9 protein-coding genes and 2 pseudogenes are annotated in these 17,456 nt (G+C 62.6%); 6 read left to right on the top strand and 5 right to left on the bottom strand.

Annotated features, from left to right (window positions below; all coding sequences use genetic code 11):
• Nucleotides 1–43: 43 nt before the first annotated feature.
• A complete protein-coding gene (locus tag MMB49_RS00205; protein ID WP_047271211.1) occupies nucleotides 44–1,063 on the bottom strand; it encodes a hypothetical protein in 1,020 nt (339 codons plus the stop codon).
• Between the two features lie 531 nt (nucleotides 1,064–1,594).
• Between MMB49_RS00205 and MMB49_RS00200 the strand changes: the two are divergent.
• Nucleotides 1,595–2,728: pseudogene (locus MMB49_RS00200) on the top strand (amidohydrolase family protein); the annotation flags it as partial.
• Nucleotides 2,729–2,800: 72 nt separating this feature from the next.
• Here the strand turns inward: MMB49_RS00200 and MMB49_RS00195 are convergent.
• The gene (locus tag MMB49_RS00195) at nucleotides 2,801–4,780 is read right to left on the bottom strand and encodes a threonine/serine ThrE exporter family protein (RefSeq protein WP_082247834.1); all 1,980 of its coding nucleotides are present in this window, start codon (nucleotides 4,778–4,780) and stop codon (nucleotides 2,801–2,803) included.
• A gap of 431 nt (nucleotides 4,781–5,211) precedes the next feature.
• Between MMB49_RS00195 and MMB49_RS00190 the strand changes: the two genes are divergently transcribed.
• Both MMB49_RS00190 and MMB49_RS00185 read left to right on the top strand, forming a co-directional pair.
• Nucleotides 5,212–7,968 (top strand): phosphoenolpyruvate carboxylase, encoded by a 2,757-nt coding sequence (locus MMB49_RS00190; RefSeq protein ID WP_014759670.1) that lies wholly within the window; start codon nucleotides 5,212–5,214, stop codon nucleotides 7,966–7,968.
• A 498-nt stretch (nucleotides 7,969–8,466) separates the two neighbouring features.
• Nucleotides 8,467–9,752 (top strand): annotated as a pseudogene (locus MMB49_RS00185) (OFA family MFS transporter).
• 292 nt (nucleotides 9,753–10,044) lie between these two features.
• Here the strand turns inward: MMB49_RS00185 and MMB49_RS00180 are convergent.
• Both MMB49_RS00180 and ahpC read right to left on the bottom strand, forming a co-directional pair.
• Nucleotides 10,045–11,958 (bottom strand): FAD-dependent oxidoreductase, encoded by a 1,914-nt coding sequence (locus MMB49_RS00180; RefSeq protein WP_047271208.1) that lies wholly within the window; start codon nucleotides 11,956–11,958, stop codon nucleotides 10,045–10,047.
• 341 nt (nucleotides 11,959–12,299) lie between these two features.
• Nucleotides 12,300–12,863, bottom strand: a complete 564-nt coding sequence (gene ahpC / locus MMB49_RS00175; RefSeq protein ID WP_003817384.1) for an alkyl hydroperoxide reductase subunit C — start codon at nucleotides 12,861–12,863, stop codon at nucleotides 12,300–12,302.
• Between the two features lie 282 nt (nucleotides 12,864–13,145).
• On the opposite strand from ahpC, the gene MMB49_RS00170 reads away from it, so the two are divergent.
• From MMB49_RS00170 to MMB49_RS00160, 3 genes are all read left to right on the top strand, one after another.
• On the top strand, nucleotides 13,146–13,829 hold the full coding sequence (locus MMB49_RS00170) for a carbonic anhydrase (protein WP_047271207.1): 684 nt from the start codon (nucleotides 13,146–13,148) through the stop codon (nucleotides 13,827–13,829).
• A 143-nt stretch (nucleotides 13,830–13,972) separates the two neighbouring features.
• Nucleotides 13,973–14,521, top strand: a complete 549-nt coding sequence (locus MMB49_RS00165) for a LacI family DNA-binding transcriptional regulator (protein ID WP_047271206.1) — start codon at nucleotides 13,973–13,975, stop codon at nucleotides 14,519–14,521.
• 208 nt (nucleotides 14,522–14,729) lie between these two features.
• A complete protein-coding gene (locus tag MMB49_RS00160) occupies nucleotides 14,730–16,052 on the top strand; it encodes a hemolysin family protein (protein ID WP_003815077.1) in 1,323 nt (440 codons plus the stop codon).
• A gap of 35 nt (nucleotides 16,053–16,087) precedes the next feature.
• Here MMB49_RS00160 and MMB49_RS00155 read toward each other — a convergent pair whose 3' ends face one another.
• Nucleotides 16,088–17,161: a drug/metabolite transporter permease gene (locus MMB49_RS00155; RefSeq protein ID WP_047271205.1), complete on the bottom strand. Its 1,074-nt coding sequence runs from the start codon at nucleotides 17,159–17,161 to the stop codon at nucleotides 16,088–16,090.
• Between the last annotated feature and the right edge of the window lie 295 nt (nucleotides 17,162–17,456).

Here is a 17,456-nt window from a genome sequence, read left to right as displayed (position 1 = left end):
ATCACATCAGCGCAATCGTGCGATTCCGCACCCCTGCCTTCGATCACGCGATACCGTCAAGGTCATCCGCGTCAGGAAAATCGGCATTGGCGTTCGGGACTCGCGGCAGCAATGGTTCAAACCCTATCCGCTCGTACAGTGGCTTGCGTCTCATCGCTCTGGCATCGCACACCTGTTGGATGGTCTTCCGCGCAGTGACGGGCACGGGAATTCCAGTGACCTCCTGGATCTTATCCGCGATCCGTCTGGCTAAAGCTTCCTCACTCCATTCATCACCGAGGTCAAGCTTGGTGACTTGGATATACCGCCACTTCTCGTCTTCGATTGCCTGCCGCCGGCGTGCATCTTCCAGCCATTGACCGGCGTGATGCCCTCCGTCGAACTCAATGCAGATCTTGTATTCCGGGTAAGCGAGGTCAAGATATACGGCCCGGTTCAGACGCTTCACTCCAATCTTGTAATTGACGCAGGGCGCGTCTATCCCGTATTTGAGGGGAACGAGTCGGGTGCGCGTTTCCATCGACGAATCCGTCCCCTCCTGAATCACACGCAACGCACGCCGGCAATTGGCATATCCGCGAAACATATTCGGCCGGCGGCCCGTCTCTTCAAAGACCGCTTCCGTGAATTCCCGCGCCGAATCCAGATACGCCGTCAGCTCCTCAATGGTCGTCCTGCGCAGACGCCCATCCCGGCGCATCATTGACTCCGCCAGTACGATCAGCTCTTCGAGATTCAGCCATCCGGCGAACATCGCCCATGTGCAGGCCGGAGACACGCACAAGCATTGCTCGACCATGACGACATCAACAGGGAAGGACCATGTCACTTCGTTTATGCCGACAAGATTGCGCCTTTCATTGGCACTCGGGACGACAACTGTAATACCGTTCAACATGGCGCGTCCTTTTGGCAGGCGCGGTATTTCAATCGCCTGAAGCTCCAGGGCCGTGGTCAAGGCGTATGGCGGCTGCCACCTGCTGCGCTGCCGGAATTCAGCGCACTGCTTCATACGCTGGTGCTTCAACTCCGTCAATTGCATCAGTGCGATTGATCCGCCCATGGTCGGCCGCTCCTTTGTGACTCGAATATTGCCGTGGAGCCGAGTGTAGGGAACCGGGCAGTTCCCCGTCTACCGCGCCTCAAAAAATGTGGACAAATGTGGATGAATGTGCGCAACGCGGTGGATAACTCACCTCGGCTCGGCGGAGACCGCGCATGAGGAAATCGCCGGCCGCCTTCTTTCGCACGACTGTACACACCGGCGGATTCTGTTCACAGAAGACTTGCATGTACACTGGGAAGACGATTTAAACGTGACGCCGAAGGTGACGCCACACAATTAGGGGGGTACGGTGAAGGGGATTGGTGTAACTGGCCAAGCAACCGAGGCGCGAACGGATATGTACGATGTTTCTGCCACATGCGCCCATGACCTTCTGATCTGATGCAGGATGGCAGGTACAGGCAATTATGACGATAATCACCAACGCGCGGTTCCCGGGCAGCGCCCGCCGCGTAGACATCGCGATCAAGGGCGGCGCGATTGCGGCAATCACGCCCGCCGGCTCCCGGATCTCGGCGACGGCAACCGGCGGCGCGGCGACTGGGCCTGACCGTGGGGGAGTCCGGTCTTGTGGGCGAGCTCGAATGGTTCGACGCCTACTGCAAGCTCGACAATGCGCCCGGAGCGGCGGAGGAGACGCTCGAACTGATTCGCAAGGCCGAGGCGGATGCCGCCCGCAAAGGCGTGGTCGGCATCCGCGACTATGAGATGGCGGAAAACGTCGACACGTGGACCCGCCGGTTCTCCGCGGCGTCTCCCCGCCCGCGCGACGCTAACGATTCCGCTTGGACAGGCATCGATTGGGATGGCTCATTCACCCACGGCATCCGAGGATTGCGCGTGGAGGCGGGCGTGTATCCCGAACGGCTGGAGGATGCGATTGAAGCCGGCTGGAAGACGGGCGTCGAGCTGCCCGGCAGCGATGGACTGGGCCACGTCGGCGCGATGAAGATGATCTCGGACGGCTCGCTGAACACCCGTTCGGCGTTCTGCTCGATGCCGTATTCCGATATATTCCCCGACTTTTACGGCACGCTCAGTTACGCACCCGACCAGATCGAGACGTATTTCCACGTGGCGACATGCCATGGGTTCGCCATCGCGTGCCATGCCATCGGCGATGAGGCGAACACCATCGTGCTCAACGCGGCGGCAAGCACACACGCCCACGGTTCCATCGAGCACGCCCAGATGCTGAAGCCGGCGGATATTCCCCGATTCGCGAAGCTCGGGCTGACCGCCAGCATCCAGCCACAGCACGCCATGGACGATCGCGATGTCATCACGCGGTTCTGGGCGAATCCGGGTGGAATCCCTTACGCATTCAAGGCACTGCACGATGCCGGCGTCAGGCTGCGCATGGGGTCGGATGCGCCGGTTGCGCCGCTCGACCCGTGGATGGCGATATCGGCCGCTGTGTTCGGCACGGAAAGCTCAGACCGCGAACCGTTCCAGCCGGAGCAATGCCTGGATGCGCGCACCGCGCTGGCGGCTTCCACAGCCGTCGGCCGCGACCGCCCTGAGCCCGGAGATCCAGCCGACCTGGTGCTCTTGGACCGCGACCCGTATGCTGTCTCCACGCCGGAGGAGATGCGGGCGATGCCGGTGGCGGCGACCATGCTCGCAGGCCGTTGGACGTACTCCTCTTTGCACGGCGAATGATTCCCGACAAGGAACGCATGAGGATTCCTCACACGAATCCCATCGGGAACCGTCCGCCGCGCAGGCAAGGCGTCAGACGTCATACCGCCATGACTTATCGGTGATCACGCGGGCCATCGCCAAACCTATCGGCAGGCAGATAATCACCATGAACGCTCGGAACGCCCAGTCCAGCGCGTGCAGCGTATCGAACTGTCCGAGGTAGAACATCGCCCGGTACATATACAGACCGGGCACCATGATGACGATGGACGGCACAGTCAGGCATATGCGCGGATAGCCCAGATGCGGCGGCAGCAGGCCGTTGTGCACGGCGGTGCGCCATCCGGCAGCGAGCAGACCGGCCAGCAGCGCGCCGATGAACGCCCCGGCCTCGGCCGGCACCCCGAAATCGACCAGCGTCAGTCGCAGCGTGTCGGTGATCATGCCGATGGTGGCGGCGACCAGGCACATGCGCTGCGGCGAATTGAACATGATCGAGAAGCCCCACACGCCGAGGAAGGCGGTGACGGCCCGCAGCCCCGTGTTCACCCACGGATTGAGCCCCAGCGGCTCGAACCCGGTCGGGTTCAGATGCACGATCATGGCCACTCCCCAGCCTGCCAGCGTGGCCATCAGGATGATGCACAGCACGTATGCCACTCGTTGGATGCCGGACGGGAAGTCGATCTTCGCCATATCGAGGCCGCCCGTTATCAGCGGGAAGCCAGGGATGACGAACAGCATCGCGCCGATGTACGCGGTGTCATGCGTCAGCGCGATCGGGTCGAGCAGGCCGATCAGGCGCAGAGTGCCCGTGCAGGCGAGCGCAGCCAGGGCCACGCACACGAACGTCACGAAGAACTGGTTGAGATGGCGGGCGAACAGTTTGCGGCGCAGCCAGTGGCCCAGTCCGGCGCCGACGAACGCGCCGATCATGTCGTAGGGGCCGCCGCCGAGCAGGAACACGAAGGATGCGCAGGCGACTGCGGAGGCGAAGCCGGCGAACGCCGGGGAATAGAGCGGCTTACGGCTCTCGATCAGGTCGAGCCGCTCATGCGCCTGCCGCACGGTGATGGGCTTGCGCCCTTCGCCCGCGGAACGGCCCACGTGGTCGAAATGCTCGGCGTACTCGCCGGTCAGCGGCTTGTGGGCGCGGGTTTTCCGGCGTTTCGCGCCCAGCAGCGCCTCCGCCGACATCGATGTCCCGAATTCGTTCAGGTTCTGGTCTTCCGCACTGCTGGCGCTTGCGCCCGCGCCCGCGCCTGTGCCACCCGCCGCGGCGGCCGCGTCGAGATCCGGCGTCTCCACGAAATCATGCTTTCCGGAGCGCTGCTGCATCAACCGGTCATGCAGCAGCTTGGCCTCGCGATCCTCTTCCAGGGCGGCCTCGGATTCGGAGCGCAGCTCGTCGTCCGTCGAACCTTCCGCGGTGATGTCGGCCGCGGCCGCGCGGACCATGGAGACGGGCACGGTGACCTCGGCCGCCTCCAGGGCGTCGAGCACCGGGTCGTCGGAGGCCTCGCCGCTGAGCTCCTTCTGTGCCTTCTTCTCGGCGCGCAGTTTCTTGGCCAGCTGCGCGGAGACCTCGGACATGTCGCTTTGCTCAAGGTTCTGCACCACACCTTCGGACACGTCGCCCGCGCGATGGTACATGGAATCGAGTCCGAGGTTCACGCTGAACCAGTCGGTGTAATGCTCCAGCAGCCAGATGCGCTCGGTGTTGACGCCGGTGGTGGGCAGGTCGATGACCTCGGTGATGCGGTTGGCGTCATCGGTGCAGGTGGCCTCGATGTCCGTCAGGTTCACGTCGGCGCGCACGTGCACGCCCAGGGGGTACGCGATGCGGTGCATCATCTCGCGCACGCGGAAGCTTCCGGTTCCAGCACCCAGGTCCAGTGCGCCGACACGCACGACGACGCTGGTCTTGGCGGCGAGGCCGGCCTCGGAGATCGGCTTGTCCCAGTCGCGTCGAATGTCTTCCATGTCAAGGGGAACGGAGTGGGTGTGGAAATGACTCACCGCCGTCGCCGCGTCCTGATGGGGCGCGTCGCCGTTCTTGTGCTGTTGCATGTTCTTCTCTATCCGTATCATGCCGTTGTTTTTGCCGCCCTATGGGTGTGCTCGGGCGTGTTTTCAAGATGGTTACAGTAGTCATTCTTACTCCGCGCCGTGAACTCATGGGGTATGACCGAAACCGGCGTTCGCATGATGGACTACCTTCGACAAGATTATGGACGATACGTCGACGAGGATATTCAGGACGACATTCTCGGGCCACCCAACAGCGTGAAGATATGGTGAAGATTACATATTTACCAGTAATCCTTCAGAGAAAAATTGGACTTCGTAATACAACTTGCGATTTCAGGGCAATAGAATGGGCACACAGCTTTTGGCGCAACCGGCTGTGGGCTCGCAACTGACGGCCAACACAACCGCGGAGGAGCCGCGGAGGACCGACTGACCGAGCAACCGGACCCAAAAGACAAAGGAGGTTATGAATGACCGATACTGATCAACAGATCACGCCCGCCGACGCGACCATCGTGTCGACCGGCACCGGGACCAAGGGCCCCGAAGAGCGGGAGCTGCCTGAGTCGCTCAGCAACGACATGAGCCTGTGCCTGCGCATTCTGCGCGACGTACTGGGCGAATATGACCCGCAGCTGCTGGCGACGTTCGACACCGTGCGCAACTACGCGGTGAAGGCAAGCGCCGAGCATTTCGCCGGAGCGACGGCGGATCCGCACCCCGATGAGGATGGTCTGGCAAAGGCCGTCGCCACCATCGATGCGATGAATCTGCACGACGCCCAGCTGCTCGCCCGCGCATTCGCCACATATTTCCACCTCGCCAACCTGAGTGAGGAGAACTACCGCGTTTCCGTGCTGCACCAGCGCGAGAACCAGGTGGAAGACGACGAAGCCGTTGACCCGGTGAACGAACTGACCACCGCCTACCATCAGCTGCTGACCGAAATGGGGCCGGCCAAAGCCAAGGCGTTGCTGGAGAAGCTCGAATTCCACCCGGTGTTCACGGCGCATCCGACCGAAGCGCGCCGCAAGGCAGTCGAAGGCAAGATCCGCCGCATCGCGGAGCTGCTGGAAGAGAACAAGCGCCTCGGCGGCTCCGACAAGAAGGAGAACGTCCGCCGCCTCTACAACGAGATCGACGCGCTGTTCCGCACGTCCCCGATCGCGCTGAAGAAGCCGACGCCGGTCGAGGAGGCCGATACCATCCTCGACATCTTCGACAACACGCTGTTCACCACGATTCCCAAGGTCTACCACCGTTTCAACGACTGGCTGCTGGGCGACAAGGCCGGTCTCGAACAGCCGCAGTGCCCGGCGTTCTTCCATCCGGGAAGCTGGATCGGCTCCGACCGCGACGGCAACCCGAACGTCACCGCCAAGGTCAGCCGTCAGGTCGCCCGCAAGTTCAGCGACCATGTGATCGGCGCCCTTGAGGAGGCCACCCGCACGGTCGGCCGCAACCTGACCATGGAGTCCGAGACGACCCCGGCCAGCGCCGAGCTGAAGAGTCTGTGGAGCCACCAGAAGGAGATGAGCGAGCGCCTGACCGACAAGGCCGCACTGATCTCCACCAAGGAGCTGCACCGCGCCGTCATGCTGGTGATGGCCGATCGCCTGCGCTACACCATCGAGCGCGACGCCGACCTCATGTACCACAGCTGCGACGATTTCATCGCCGACCTGCAGGTCGTGCAGCGTTCCCTGGCCGAAGCCGGCGCCAAGCGTTCGGCGTATGGCCCGCTGCAGGATCTGATCTGGCAGGCGCAGACCTTCGGCTTCCACATGGTCGAGATGGAGTTCCGTCAGCACTCCGTGGTGCACGCCCGCGCGCTGGAGGACATCCGCGAGCACGGCCTGCACGGCGAGCGTGGCGAACTGCAGCCGATGACGCACGAGGTGCTCGACACCTTCCGCGCCCTCGGTGCCATCCAGAAGCGCAACGGCATCAAGGCCGCCCGCCGCTACATCATCTCGTTCACGAAGAGCGCCCAGAACGTGCGCGACGTGTACGAGCTGAACCGTCTGGCGTTTTCGCACCCGGAGGATGTGCCGGTCATCGACGTCATCCCGCTGTTCGAGCAGCTTGAGGACTTGCAGAACTGCGTGAACGTGCTGGAAGAGATCGTCAAGATTCCCGAGGTGCAGGCTCGTCTGAAGGCCACCGGCAACAAGATGGAGGTCATGCTCGGCTACTCGGATTCGTCCAAGGACGCCGGCCCGACCACCGCTACGCTGGCGCTGCATTCCGCCGAATCGCGCATCGTCGCTTGGGCCGCGAAGCATGACATCGACCTGACGCTGTTCCACGGCCGTGGTGGCGCCGTCGGTCGAGGCGGTGGCCCCGCCAACCGCGCGGTACTCGCCCAGCCGAAGGGCTCCGTCAACTGCCGCTTCAAACTCACCGAGCAGGGCGAGGTCATTTTCGCCCGCTACGGCAACCCGGTGCTGGCCATCCGCCATCTGGAATCCGTCGCCGCCGCGACGCTGCTGCAGTCCGCTCCGAGCGTCGAGAAGACGAACACGGAGATGACCGAGAAGTACGCCCAGATGACCGAGGTTCTGGACAACGCCTCGCATGAGCGCTTCCTCGACCTGCTGAACACGCCGGACTTCGCCCCGTGGTTCTCGATCGTCACGCCGCTTACCGAGGTCGGCCTGCTGCCAATCGGCTCCCGCCCGGCCAAGCGTGGTTTGGGCGCGAAGTCGCTCGACGACCTGCGCACGATTCCGTGGGTGTTCTCCTGGGCTCAGGCGCGCATCAACCTCGCCGCATGGTATGGCCTTGGTTCGGCCTGCGAGAAGTTCGGCGACCTTGACACGCTGCGCGAGGCGTACGAGGAGTGGCCGCTGTTCTCCACGTTCATCGACAACATCGAGATGTCGCTGGCCAAGACCGATGAGCGCATCGCCAAGATGTACTTGGCGCTCGGCGATGACGAGAACCTGTCGAAGAAGGTGCTCGACGAGATGAAGCTCACCACCAAGTGGGTGCTCAAGATCGTCAACGACGAATGGCCGCTGCAGCACCGTCACGTGCTCGGTCAGGCCATCCGCATCCGCTCCCCTTACGTGGACGCGCTGTCCGTCACTCAGGTGCTTGCGTTGCGTTCGCTGCGCAAGAAGGTGGACAAGGAAGAGCTCAGCAAGAGCCAGCAGGCGGGATTCATCTATCTGATCCTGTGCACCGTCTCCGGTGTCGCCGCCGGCCTGCAGAACACGGGCTGACGTTTTGGCCGGTGTTGGGCCGCATGCGCGGCCAACACCGCTTGGAAAGCCCGGTGGGCTTTCCAAGACCAAAACGTAGCGGTGGGCTTTGCGCAATAGCTTTGCGCGCGCAAAGTTCACCGCAGCACGGAGCCTCCGCGACGAGCGGAGGCTCCGTTTTATATCAGCACATATCGTGAAAGCCCTGCCCTACACGGGTGGGGCTTTCACGTCCCCCCCCCTATCAATCACATTGATACGATTTCATAATCATTTCCGATGTGAATAAGTTCACGGATCAAGACCGCAATCATCGGCAATCCCACCAGCGAAGTGGCGTTATAGTAGCGCTGTCGGCGTCGACAAGAGCTGGAACGCTGATAGAATGCACACCAATGATGTTCAGTGATTGTTCGCATGTTCACGAACAGTCCTGCATGATGTGCCTTGAGTGAGCGATGCGGTTCTTGTTCAGGCCGGCAGGTCATCGTACAGCCAGTTACGAAAGGATCCTACCGAATGGCAAGGTTTACCGAGAATCGTTGGACCAGCGCAATCATCCCCGCATTGCTGATTCATATCCCAATCGGTACCGTCTACTGCTGGAGCGTGTTCAAGCAGCTCATCGCCGACAGGCTCAACGCCAGCCCGGCCTCCGTGGAATGGGGCTTCTCGCTCGCCATCTTCTTCCTCGGCATGTCAGCCGCATTCGCCGGCCCCATGGTGGAGAAGAACATCAAGAAATCCGCACTCGTCTCCATGGTCTGCTTCGTGGTCGGCTTCGCCGGCACGGGCGTGAGCATCGCTCTGAACTTCCTGCCGGGTGTGTTCATCTGCTACGGCGCGATCATGGGCATCGGCCTGGGCGTCGGCTACCTGACCCCGGTCAAGAACCTGATGCTCTGGTTCTCCGATAACAAGGGCCTCGCCACCGGCATCGCCGTCGCCGGCTTCGGCCTGGCCAAGGCCATCGCCAGCCCGTTGTGGAGTACCTGATCGGCACGGTGGGGCTGGTCAACATGTTCTTCATCCTCGCCGTGATTTATGCGGTGATGATGTTCTTCGGTTTCCTGCTCATCAAGCGTCCGGCCGACTGGGTCTACGATCCCGTGACCTCGCATGTAAGCCGCGCGGAGATTCTCAGGAAGCCCGTGTTTTGGGGCATCTGGATCGCCTTCTACATCAATATCACCTGCGGCCTGGCGCTTATCAGCCAGGAGAAGGACATCCTGCACGATGTGCTCAAGGCCTTCCCGCAGTATGCCGGCCTGAGCCCCGCCAAGTTCGCCGCCGCCATCGCCGGCATCATCGGTCTGGTGCTCGCCGTGGATTCCGTGTTCAACACGGCCGGCCGCGTGGGCTTCTCCACGCTCTCCGACCACCTGAAGCGCCGCGAGACCGTTTATCAGGTGATCTTCATCATGTCGATCGCGGTATGCCTGCTGCAGATCTTCACCAACAGCATCAACAATGCGCTGTTGTGGGCCGTGCTGGCCATGCTGTTCCTCATCAACGCTGGCTACGGCGGCGGTTTCTCGACGCTGCCGGTGCTGCTCGACCAGCACTTCGGCACCAAGACCGTCTCCACCACGCACGGTCTCGCGCTGAGCGCCTGGGCGTTCGCCGGCCTGTCCGGCAACCAGCTGGCCTCGTTCGTGGTCACGCACACGCCCGATCAGGCCCATCGCTACGCCGCGCTGATTCCGGTGCTCACCGGCCTGTTCGCCCTGGCTCTGATCAGCATCAGCCTGGTCAAGTATCTCGGCGGCAGGAACGGCGAGGGCAAGAGATCCATCGGGGCCTGAACCGTAACGCAAGGCGGAGGGCTTCAGATACTGAAAGTAAATCACTTCCTGAATCGCCCCGGACAGTATTCGTCCAAGAACGAGGCAACTGCCCACATCCGCGACAATATCTCATAGTTGACTGATCCGGGGGGCCTGCGCCTAGCGGGCCCCCTTATTGATGCCGTGTGGCGCGTCGAAAGCACCATGTCCGCCGGCCACGGTCAACGGAGTTCTAACATGTTAACGGAGTATTCTAACATGTAAGAATTATTGAAAGGGAATGAAAGGACAGCGCCGGGCACAGCGCCCACTATGCGCCGAGCAATGTCAACATCTGCGGGACACTCTTCTTGCCGAATTCGACCTTCTGCTCGCCGCCGGGCTGGTTGATGACGATGCAGGGGACGCTCATCGCGCCATACTGGTCCTTGAGCTCGGGGAAGTGCGCGACGTCGTAGGCTTCGGCACGCACGTTCGGGTTCAGCGCCGCGATGCGCTGCGCGGCCAGTACGGTTTCCGGACACATCGTGCAGGTGAGCGAGACGAGGATCATCACGTCGATCGGCGTGTCAATGGCCTCGGCGCGAGCCTTGAGGTCATCGTCCAGAGGCTGGCCCGGACCCGCGGCGTTGTACAGGCCGAGCACGAACGAATTGAACTCGTGACCGGACGGTACACCGTGGAAGGCCAAGCCGGTGAACAGCAACGTACCGGCGTCGGAATTCTCGGCCGGCACGCACATGCGCACGACAGGCCGCGCAGACGGCAGCACCCCTGCTACGTCGAACTGCGCGCGACCGGAATCATCCAACGAACCATATACCGGCAGTTCGGCGCCATCCGGCAAGGTGACGGCCAACGGCTCGCCGACCGTCAACGACGTTGGCGCGCTGGAACCGTCCTCAGCGGTGATCACGCCCGCCGCATCGACCGCGACCGAATTCAGTTTGCCGTTCGACAGCGCCACCATCTCGCCGATGAATCCCTGCAACTCCGTCGACAATGGCGTATCGTCCAGTTCGAGGACGAGCGTGACCGGGCGGGTCATACGGCCAAAGACCACGCCGAGCTGCTGCTTGATGGCGGCGGAGAAGAGCTCGCCGGGCTTTTTGGCGGCGGCCGTCGCGGCGGCGGTATCGGCGCTGAGCTTGGCAGGAGCCGGGGCGGGCGTGGTGCCGGCAGCGGCAGCACTGTTGACGGCAGCCGCGGTCTGCGCTTCGGCCTGCTCATATGCGGATGCGGTCGGACGAGGCGGCACAAGACCGGTTTTCTCGCTCATCTGCTTGGCGTACCGCTCCAGTTCCACTGCGGCGATGGCACCGTCGGCGGTGGCGGTGACGACCTGACGCAGGTTCTTGACGCGCAGGTCACCGGCCGCGTACACGCCCGGCACCGAGGTCTCGAGGTATCCGCGCGTGACCACGTAGCCGTGGTCGTCCAGTTCGACGACACCGCGCACGAGCTCGGTGGCCGGCACGTATCCGGCGAACACGAAGACACCAAACGTGCCGTCGTCGGATGGCTTCCACGATTCCGTCTCACCAGTTCGGCGGTCGAGGATCGTCGCCTCGCGCAGCCCGCCCTGGCCGGCGGTGACGCCTTTGAGCTCGACGTTGTAGCGCACGTCGATTTTCGGGTTGTTCTTGGCTTCGGCAGCCACCGCCGCGTCGCAGGTGAAGTCCGGTTCGCGGACGAGCACCGTGACTTTGGAGGCGTATTTGGTCAGGAACACGGATTCCTCTGCCGCGGCGAAACCGCCGCCGACGACCAGCACCTCCCTGCCGGTGAAGAATTCGCCGTCGCATGTGGCGCAGTAGGCCACGCCGCGGCCAGCGTACTCGCCCTCGCCGGCGAAACCAAGCTTGCGCGGGCTTGCACCGGTGGCAATCAGGATGCCGAACGTCTTCAGGTCGCCACGTGACGTGTGCACGGTCTTGATGTCACCGTTCACGTCAAGGCCGGTAGCTTCGGCTGAGAGGAATTCCGCGCCGAAATCCTTGGCCTGGTTGCGCATGGTCTGCGTGAGCGCACGACCGGACGTACGGCCGACGCCGGGATAGTTGACGACTTCGTCGGTGATGGTGATCTGCCCGCCGAAATCATCCTTTTCGAGAATCAGCACGCGATAGCGGGCGCGAGCGAGGTACAGGCCGGCGGTGAGTCCCGCAGGGCCGCCACCGATGACAACAACGTCATACAGATCGCTTCGGTTGATCTGGGTCATGATATGGAACTCCTTACATATGCATATGCCCCTGCCGGCGGGGGCTCCCGCGAAGCGGGTGGGGTAGTTCGCCTATCACCGCGACCACCCCCAGTCGGCTGTCGCCGCCAGCCCCCACCAGCGGGGGCGGAGAGGCCACTCGCCTTACATCGCTACCCGCCAGCGGGGGCGAGAGAGTTGGCGATCCCCAGCCAACTCTGACCGCTACCGACAGCCCTCCAGCCCCTGCAATCAGGGACGGCCTCCAGCCGCAGCCTGTTGTGCTTGCCTGTCGGCTCGCCTTCGCCTACAAACAGCTCTGCTGTTTGCTTGACAACTCAGCCCGTCAGTGAGGCGGGAAATCAGAGGAGACCGACGAGGTCGAGGCTCGGCTCGATGGTCTCCTCGCCGGGGGTCCACTTGGCCGGGCACACCTGGTCGCCGTGCTCGTAGACGAACTGCGAGGCCTGCACGCGGCGCAGCAGCTCGTCGGCATTACGGCCGACGTTGGAGGAGATGACCTCGTAGGCCACGACCTTGCCCTCCGGGTTCACGATGAAGTCACCGCGCTCGGCCACGCCGTCGGCCTCGTTGTAGGTGTCGAGGTCCTTCGCGAGCAGTGCGGTGGGGTCGGCAAGCATCGGGTACTGGATCTTCGCGATCTTTTCGTTGGCGTCGTGCCAAGCCTTGTGCACGAAGTGGGTGTCGCAGGAGACCGAGTAGATCTCGCAGCCGATCTTCTTGAAGTCCTCGTACTTGGCAGCGAGATCCTCCAGCTCGGTCGGGCACACGAACGTGAAGTCCGCCGGGTAGAAGAAGAACACCGACCAGTGACCGAGCACGTCCGCCTTGGTCACCTCATGGAATTCGTTGTTCTGAAAAGCCTGCACCGTAAAATCGGTGAGTTCATGCTGAAGCAGTGTCATCATCGTTCCTTTCCACGCAATCCGGTCATTGCGTCTCCCCATCGTAACGTCAAGCGGCTTTCGCCGATACGGACGCACGAGGGTTTCTTCATGACAATCATCACAGTTTGCGCTCACAAACCGGTAAAAACAGCCGCGCCCGATCCGCGGTTTCGCTATGAGCAGAGGTGATGAACGTTCCTTGGATATTTCATACTTATCAAACAGGTTTCCGCTATGCTCACACATACAGGCACATACACGCCGACCCGACGCGAACCTGGGACTCGGAACGGAGATGTCATGGCAGAGGAAGACCCGGATCAGGAATCCACCGCGAACTCGACGCTTAGCCGCATGCTGGCGGGAAACCGGCGATTCGCCGAAGGGCACAGCGAGCACCCGTGGCAGGACATGCAGACCCGCGAATCACTGATCGACCGGCAGAACCCCGACGCGGCGGTATTGTCATGCTCCGATTCGCGCGTTCCGCCGGAAATCATCTTCGACGCGGGGCTCGGGGACCTGTTCACGATCCGCACGGCCGGGCAGATCATCGACGACGCGGTATTGGCATCGCTGGAATATGCCGTGGATCATCTGCACGTCAGCCTGCTCATGGTCATGGGTCATGAGAGCTGCGGGGCGGTGGCGCTGGGCGCCGAACAACTTGACGCGCTGATCGTCGACAGCACGAGCGACCCAGAGAGCTCTTTGGAGTCCACTGATGCGATGGCCGAATTGGATGAGCGCATCGCCAGCTCGGATTCGATTGTGCTGCGCTCGGTCGGCATGTCGGTGTGGCAGGCGCGGGAGGCCGAGTTGGATACGAGCGAGGACTTCGAACGCGTACATGTGGCGCGTACCATCGAAGAGCTGGTCACGCGCAGCGAAATCATTCAGGACGCGCTGGCGCATGATCGACTGATGATCGTAGGCGCCCGCTACCAGCTGTCCACCGGCAAGGTCGAGGTACTGAGCTTCTGACGGGAGCGTGACTTATCGCCGCATTTCGCGTCACTGTGTGCGGGTAGCGTCACGCTGTGCGGCCCCGCACACAGTGACGCATCAGTAAAACCCTTATTTTCCAATGGTTATACAATATGCGTCACGCTGCAAGGGCGCACACAGTGACGCACCCCGCACAGCGTGACGCATTCGAGACGCCGCATCCGCAACGGCAACGCGCCACCCGTTTCGACGTGGCGCGTCCCGCAGGCGTCTCCACCGCCGTCGTCAGCTACGTGCTCAACGGCAGTCCCAAGATAATCTCACCGGACACCGCGCAGCGGGTGTTCGACGCGGCGCAGCGGCTCGACTACCACCCCAACTCCGTCGCCCGAGCCCTCAAGACTGGCACCACGCACACACTCGGCGTCATCGTGCCCGACTTCTCGAACCCATACTTCGCCGAATTCACCGACCAGCTCGAAGCCGCTGCATCCAAACGCGAACGGGCGCTGATCATCAACCTGTCGCGAGGCGACCCGCAAGGCGAGCGCCGCCGCATCAACGAACTCGTCGAGCGCAACGTCGACGCGATGTTCGTCTCCTCCGCGCAGACCGATGCCGAGCTCGCCCGCTGCGCGGTCAACGCGGCGCTCGACCCCGCGCACACGCCCGACGTGCAGCTCCTCGCCGCCGAACTCGTCACTAGGCAGTCCTGCGGATGCAAGTGACCGGCCGGCAAGTCGCAGCGAACGGTTCTCAATAAGAAAGGTGCGAGGATTTCTCACATTTGCGCACAAGCGCACAAAACCATAAAGGGCGGCATCTCGGGACTTTGTCGATTTTGATGTTCGTTTCGGGCGTGGGCAGGCTCACACCTTTCTTACTGAGAATGATTCGCTGCGACAATTGACGTGCCACCCCCCTACAGTAGAGTCCATGTCACTTGGTTTAAACATCCTTCTGATCTTCATATTCCTAGTGCTCGGATCCATCTTCTCCGGCACCGAATTGGCCTTGGTCTCCCTGCGCGGATCCCAGATCGATCAAATGGAACAGGAGGACGCCCGTGGCGCACGTGTGGCGGCAATCGCACGCGACCCCAACAAGTTCCTGTCCACCGTGCAGATCGGCGTGACGCTCTCCGGCTTCCTGTCCGCATCGTTCGGCGAATCGTCGATTTCGCCGTTCATCGTGCCCGTCGTGAAAAGCTGGGGCGTGCCGGCGAACATCGCCGCACCGCTGACCACCATCGTGCTGACGCTGATCATCTCGTACTGCTCGATAGTCATCTCCGAAATGGTGCCGAAGCGCATCGCCATGCAGCGCACCGAACAGATCGCCCGCGCCGTAGTGCCCGCGATCGACGTGTTCGCCAAGGTCTGCAAGCCGATCATCTGGCTCATCGGCAAGAACACGAACGGTATCGTGCGCCTGCTCGGCTTCGACCCGAACGAGACCGAAAGCGAGGTCTCCGACGAGGAGCTGCGCGTGCTCGTCAACACGAACACGTCGCTGAGCAAAGACGAGCGCACGATCCTCGACGACGTGTTCGACGCGTCCGAGACCATCGTCGCCGAGGTCATGCGTCCGCGCGCCGATGTCGTGTTCCTCGACGGTTCGCAGAGCATCAAGGACGCGGCGGCGTACGTGCGCGAGATGCCGTACTCCCGCTATCCGGTGACCGGCAGGGATTTCGATGACGTGATCGGCTTCGTGCATGTGCGCGACCTGCTGGACGTGCGCGACCCCAACGCGACGACCGTGGCCGACGTGACGCGAGAAGGCATTTCGCTGCCCGGCACGTCCAAGCTGCTGCCAAGCCTCGAACTGCTGCGCAAGCGCGGCATCCACTTGGCCGTGGTCATCGACGAGTACGGCGGCACCGACGGCATCGTGACGCTGGAGGACATGACCGAAGAGCTCGTCGGCGACATCCGCGACGAATACGACCTGCCCAGCGAACCGGGCGGCGAGCGCAAGGAGCAGCCCGCATTCGTGAGCGGCGTCGCCACCATCGACGCGAGCATGACCATCGAGGACTTCGCCGATCTGACCGGCATCGAACTGGAGGACGGCCCGTACGAGACCGTCGCCGGCTATTTCCTCGCACACACCGGCAAGATGGGTGCCGAGGGCGATGTGCTGCACTCCGACGACGGGTACGACATGACCGTCACCAAGGTCGACGGCCGCCGTATCGAAACCATCGAGGTGCGTAAGGCCGGCGCCCCTGACCACGCGCCGGTTTCCGCCGAATAGCGCGGCGCGGGCGGGAGGTCGCCGGCCATTGCCGATCATCGGCGCTGCGAGGAAATCCACCAGTTGATGATCGAACCGGCTGCGACCAGCAGAGCGCCGCACCAGAACGGCAACGTCAAAGACAACCCCAGCAATACCGCGCTGGCTGCCGTGGACAGCACGGGCGTGGCGTAAGAGGCCATCGCAAGCGTGCTCATGCTGCCGCGCAAGATTCCATAGCCCCAGCAGGCGTATCCGCCAGCGATGACCGCCGCGGCCGCCACCACAGCCAAGTAGCCCCAAACTGACGGCGCGGCAGACGGCCAACCTTGGCCGGAAGCGAAGTGGATGATCCACAGCGCCACGGCCACAAAGGGGAAGAATACGGACGTACCGTCGAATCCCTTGGACAGCGCGGGCGTGAACACCGCATACACCGACCATGCAAGCGCACCCGCAAATGCCAGCAGATACGGCAGTGGATTCGCCGCGACATGCCCTGCGGCGAGCGCCCAGTCCAAGCCGCTGTTGCCGCCGACCGCCAGTATCACGCCGGCGGTGGCGACGACAGCGCCAGGCAATACGCGGAGCACAGCGCGGCCACGAGAATGGCGGGGCGGCTTGCCTGCGCTGCAGTTTGTGCCGCACTGGACCGAGTCATCTTGAGCCTGCGCGTCGCTGGGCGCTGCGGGTTCCCGTCCTATCCCCTCGTTCCGCACCGAACGCTTCTCGCCGCTCGGTACGAATGCCGCCGCCAGCAACACCATCATTGTAGGCCACAGGTAGTTCACCAGACTGACCTCCACCGATGAGGCCGCCGAAGACGCCAGCCCGATCGACAAGGAAATCGACGACTCATAGAACACGAACAGCAGGCCGCCGACGATCAGATACGTTCGCGGATACTTGCGCAACGGTGCTGGCCGGCGAAAAACCAGCAGCAACACCGCGCCGCAGGTGTATATCAACGCCGATCCCAGCGTCGCGCCGAACGCATCGGCGACCACGCGAACCAGCCCGGTCATCAGACTCCACAGCAGAATCGCCATCAGACCAATCATGGTAGCCTGCACGGATGGGCTGGGGCTCCGGCCGGCCTGGCCAGCCACATCGCGACGCGAATCGACCATATCTGCACGCTCCTTTTCGCCGCGGGGTCCGGCTGTTTACTCCAGTGTGTCCGCCGGCACCGACGCGGATGACGGCGAGTGGCGACTGACCGCGTTGACTGACGCGAATTGACCTGCCGTATTGTACCTGCTGAATGTGCAGCTACGTCCAGTCACGCCGTCTGCCGTGTTTCGTGTTACCCCGCTGCACATGCCTTGCCCAGTCGCACCACCGCATGTCCCATCTCTCAGCCCAGTCCGTGCCACACCAGCGTAAAAACGGCCCGAAATCGCATTGTGTGGCACACTGATTCCA

The sequence above is a fragment of the Bifidobacterium sp. SKU genome (assembly GCF_026016405.1).
Taxonomy (GTDB): domain Bacteria; phylum Actinomycetota; class Actinomycetes; order Actinomycetales; family Bifidobacteriaceae; genus Bifidobacterium; species Bifidobacterium bifidum.
The sequence above is the reverse complement of the archived record's forward strand: the minus strand, read 5'-3'. Positions and strand labels throughout refer to the sequence as shown.